The following is a 4,166-nucleotide window of genomic DNA, read 5'->3' as shown; positions in this document are numbered from 1 at the left end:
GGAAATAGGCAAAAATCGAACAAAACAGAGGGTGATAACGCCAAAATCGCGCTTGAATGGCTTTTTTTCGAGTTGAAAAGCGATTCAGCGATAAATCAGGCGTTAATCAGACCCTCCTTAGGCATTGAGAAGCCAATTTTCTCCATGCGGGTTACCGATTGCCCTGGTATAGCACGCAGGCTTGATTCTACTGGCGAGTATTTGGAGTTTGCCGCGTCAAAGTGTTTTGGTTCGCGCTATGACGGGGAGCAACCAATGCCTTATGGTGTCCGTGTATACATTAAGCCTATGATCAACGTGGCACTGTTCGGGTAGGTTATAACAAATCGATTAAGTTCGTTCCGGTTTGGCGGCCTCCACCAGACGCCCCTGTCGGGCCGCTTATCATCGGCGTTATGTCCATGAATAGACGCGTTATTTTTACAATAATTGGCACCATGGTAAGCGCGATCGTGTTCTGGAATGCGTTGGCCGAGGCTGTTGTGCTCTACGAAATGTGGGCGACTGGGGCATCCACGCGGGCGGAATTAGTAGATGACATGGGTTTAGGTATTCTGTTGCTCGTAGTGGTTCCACCGGGCACGATCATCCTGTCGTCGATCATTGCATGGGGAATTTGGCGGCATCTGAAGAAGCGACAGTTATAGCGCATAACCAGTTGTTGTAGTTCGTTTCGGGCCTTCGGCCCTACATCGGACGTCCATTTCGCTGCGCTGTATGAGCGCCGCTAAACGTCGGCGTTATGTACTCTAGGGAGCTGGGCTTGGATTTCGAGTTAATTAGAGGAGCTGCAATCTCTTCGCTCCCGGCGTTAGTCGTCGCTTTTGGGGCTTACCGGTTAGTCAAAGCATTTTTCTATACGCCCGCTCCTTCAGGCCCTGCCTCGCTTGGAAGAGCCTTCGGATTTCTGTTTTCTGGAGAAGTCATGGGGGCTGTAACTATTTGGTACCTCTCCTATGTATGGTCATCCTTGGTTGGTGAAGAGTTTATCAATGCACTCCGGCTAAGTTTCTTGGTTCTAGTGTTTGTTTTCGTGAGCACTGGCGCTGGGTACTTAGCTGCGCATAGCTACGAAAAAGTGGGTGGTATGAATGCTAAAATTTTTGTGGTGACTGGCTTTTTCCTGCATTCACTAATTTCTTCGATAGCATTTATGCGATCCGGGTATGTAGTTATTATGCTATTAAGCTTTATCCCGAGCAGCATTTGGGGGGTATTTCTGCAATTAAGAATACATAACCAACCACGGCAGCCAGACGCTCATTAAGCGCGCCGCTGCGTTCCGCTTGAAGTGTGTATTCGTGAAGGTCGTCGATACTGAAAACTGGGCTTGGTTCCTGTTTGAGCATGAAGGCCATTTATATCTGGATGCGTACTGCAACATGAGTGCATTCGGATATACCTTCATGATCCAGCTCAACGATGATGAGCGTGCTGCCTACGATGCGGGCGGTCATCAATACCTGAACCGGCTAGCACATGAGATTCATTATTCGGTGCCAGTAGCTACGGATACAAAATCAAGATTCAAAGGTCGAGACGTTTCCAAGCGGTTTTCCGACATGGCCGCGGAGGCCGTACGGTCATGGAGGGAGGCCAAGGCTGGTGAGTAAACATTTAATAAGGCAGTCACCGGACACCAAAAGCGTACCGCTTTTGGCTCCCTCCGCTGGCGCTTCGGCTCCGGTTACCTCAGCGTTAAGTGCTCACCATGAACCAGTCTGAATATAGAGAGTTCGCTAAGGCGGCGAATGTGCTTGGCAGATCAGTGATAGAAGAAACCATTGATGTGGTTCTTCCATCGCATCCAAAGCTCGCGAAAAAGCTACAATCGAGCATTGAGCGAGGCCCGATAGAAAAGCCTGAGAAGCACGAAGGTGGAAAAGAGACTGATTTATTTCGCGTAGTGCTTCAGGAAAGCGAAGTCGAGGCTATAGTCGAGCTGTTTGGTGATCTTGAGGTTTCTGTGGCCAAAGAAGTTGTTCCAGATCTATCGGGAATTGAGCCCTCATTTACTCTAGAGCAGTGGTGTGAGCGGCTTATTCGGTACGCCGAAAATGATGCTTAACAAGTGGGTGAAGTACACCGGTACTGCGCTGCGCTCCGTACCGGCGGCTTACCCAAGGCGTTATGACCTTTTAGTGCGAGCCACCTAGTATGGAAATGAGCACACCGGCAGAAATGCCTTTTACACGGGAAGCGGCGCTTAAGATGTTGAAGTGGGGTGCAGAGCCGGAAAAGTCGCCATACTCCCATAAGCAAATTGCGGAGTGGTGTGACAGATTTTGGTGTGAGTATCTCGAAGTTGATGCGGAGCAGGACATAGAGTCGTTGTTGCCAATCCTCACTGATGTGGAAACACAGTGGGATTTGTATTTGGCGAACACCTACTCACCAGAGGAACTCCGAACGAAGAATTTCGAGGAAGAGCAAATGCCAACGGAGTGGTTTCGTGACTGGCTGCAACAACTGGCATAACCAGGTGGTCAACGGGACGCTGGGGGAAGTCCACGCCAACTATGCTGCGCTCCGTTGGCGCCCATTACCACCGGCGTTATGCCTTGTGAAAACATGGACGAGTACGTATCCATACATGGCGATGAGTGGAAAATTTCCGATATTGATGAGCAAATAAAATGGGCTCGGGCGCAGCTATGGGTAAAGCGGAAGTGGCTGCCAAGAGCCGCTCTCGTATCCAAAGGTAAAACGTCAGAGTACGTCGGCCAAAGCTATCGTCCTGAATATACAGAGCTTGTTGAGGATGGTTGGAATCACGACCATTGTGAAATATGTTGGTGGTCATTGTACGAAACAGATGATCCTGAGTCAGGTGAAGGCTACACCATAGACGGTCGCACTTGGCTCTGCTGTGAGTGCTATGAAAAATTTATTCGGACTGAGGCATAACAAGGTGGTAAGGGACGCCAACTACGCGGCACTCCGTCGGCATCCCTTACCACTGGCGTTATATTTCCTAGGGAGCGGTTATGGGCTTGTTCAGCCTTTATCGAGGCAGGAATATCGGAAAGCTAGCAGCGGTTGATGCTCTGGGAAAGGGGCCCCTGAAACAGCGCATTGATCTCGTCGAGCTGGTGCTTGAGAACGGAGAGAAAGGCGTGGGTTTGAAGGTCGTTGCGAAGAGTCTTCTGTCTTATCAAGTTTTGCCCGTCTCACTGAGCGCAGACCAAGCCAGGGAACTTGCACATCAGATACTGAAGGCCGTGGACGACGAGTAAATATAACCAATCAATTAAGTTGGTTCCCGGCCTATCGGCAGTCCACCGGACGCCCTAGTCGGGCGTCGCTTATTATTGGCGTTATCCAGTGAATTCAGACTTATGACTGCGGTGAAACTGAGGGAACTTCTTCATCAAGACAAAGCGGCTGTAGTAGCCATGCTTCGTGATACTGAGGTAATGAGGTTTCTTGGGCCCCGCCGCGCTCTGACCGAAGATGAGGCTGGGTCATGGTTCGAAAGTGCGCTCGCTCATCCGTCCCGGTTCGTTGTCGCAGAGGCAGAGACTGATGAATTCATCGGGTTCTGCGGCGTTAAACAGATAGAGGGCGTTCTAGATTTTGGCTACTTCATCAGGTCAGAGTTCTGGGGTAGGGTCATTGTGCCAATGCACAATCTCAACGTCCGCGAGGGCTTAGTTTAGTTTTGGAAGGGGGGAGGGGAGCAGCGAGCGGCCGATGGCATACGTCACACCATCGGCCCAGGCTCAAGAATAAAAACGACGATTAGTTAGTGAGCTTGTCCCATTCTTTCTCTGCTTCGTCTCTCTTCATGCCGTACTTTTCCTGAAGCTTGCCGATAAAGTGCTCTCTTTTACCGCCGATTTGGTCCACGTCATCGTCGGTTAATTTGCCCCAGTTTTCGCGCACCTTACCTTTCAGCTGTTTCCAGTTGCCTTCCAAAATGTCGTTATTCATAGCATCCTCCTCATTGTTGGCCCCTGAGTAGATCCCTGGATGCAGGACCGAAGGCCAGAACTTCAGTGCATGGAGATTGGCATCGATTAAAGCAATGCCAATTTGCTGTGATTTGCGTATTCCAGACCAAGGTTGCCACTGATTCCAGACGAAGCCTGCCACCCATTCCACGCGAAAGCTGCCACTGATTCCACGGCAAAGCTGCCACCCTGGCAGGCTGCCTGATTTCCCCA

8 protein-coding genes and 1 pseudogene are annotated in these 4,166 nt (G+C 50.4%); 8 read left to right on the top strand and 1 reads right to left on the bottom strand.

Annotated elements, in window-relative coordinates:
• The 8 genes and pseudogenes from QPL98_RS19200 to QPL98_RS19165 all read left to right on the top strand — a co-directional run.
• Window positions 1–315 (top strand): annotated as a pseudogene (locus QPL98_RS19200) (hypothetical protein); the annotation flags it as partial.
• 86 nt (window positions 316–401) lie between these two features.
• A complete protein-coding gene (locus QPL98_RS19195) occupies window positions 402–647 on the top strand; it encodes a hypothetical protein (protein ID WP_158011873.1) in 246 nt (81 codons plus the stop codon).
• Between the two features lie 116 nt (window positions 648–763).
• Complete coding sequence (locus tag QPL98_RS19190; protein ID WP_303293847.1) at window positions 764–1,267, top strand: hypothetical protein; 504 nt, start codon at window positions 764–766, stop codon at window positions 1,265–1,267.
• A 34-nt stretch (window positions 1,268–1,301) separates the two neighbouring features.
• Complete coding sequence (locus QPL98_RS19185) at window positions 1,302–1,613, top strand: hypothetical protein (RefSeq protein ID WP_303293846.1); 312 nt, start codon at window positions 1,302–1,304, stop codon at window positions 1,611–1,613.
• 98 nt (window positions 1,614–1,711) lie between these two features.
• A complete protein-coding gene (locus tag QPL98_RS19180) occupies window positions 1,712–2,068 on the top strand; it encodes a hypothetical protein (protein WP_303293845.1) in 357 nt (118 codons plus the stop codon).
• 89 nt (window positions 2,069–2,157) lie between these two features.
• Window positions 2,158–2,478, top strand: coding sequence for a hypothetical protein (locus QPL98_RS19175; protein WP_303293844.1), 321 nt, complete (start codon window positions 2,158–2,160; stop codon window positions 2,476–2,478).
• A gap of 509 nt (window positions 2,479–2,987) precedes the next feature.
• The gene (locus tag QPL98_RS19170; protein WP_303293843.1) at window positions 2,988–3,236 is read left to right on the top strand and encodes a hypothetical protein; all 249 of its coding nucleotides are present in this window, start codon (window positions 2,988–2,990) and stop codon (window positions 3,234–3,236) included.
• A gap of 102 nt (window positions 3,237–3,338) precedes the next feature.
• A complete protein-coding gene (locus QPL98_RS19165; protein ID WP_303293842.1) occupies window positions 3,339–3,659 on the top strand; it encodes a GNAT family N-acetyltransferase in 321 nt (106 codons plus the stop codon).
• 82 nt (window positions 3,660–3,741) lie between these two features.
• Here the strand turns inward: QPL98_RS19165 and QPL98_RS19160 are convergent, their stop codons facing one another.
• Entirely contained in the window at window positions 3,742–3,933 is a 192-nt protein-coding gene (locus QPL98_RS19160; protein WP_113878835.1) for a CsbD family protein, read from the bottom strand.
• Window positions 3,934–4,166: the final 233 nt, after the last annotated feature.

The sequence above is a fragment of the Marinobacter sp. ST-43 genome (genome assembly GCF_030541085.1).
Lineage (GTDB): Bacteria > Pseudomonadota > Gammaproteobacteria > Pseudomonadales > Oleiphilaceae > Marinobacter > Marinobacter nauticus.
The sequence above is the reverse complement of the archived record's forward strand: the minus strand, read 5'-3'. Positions and strand labels throughout refer to the sequence as shown.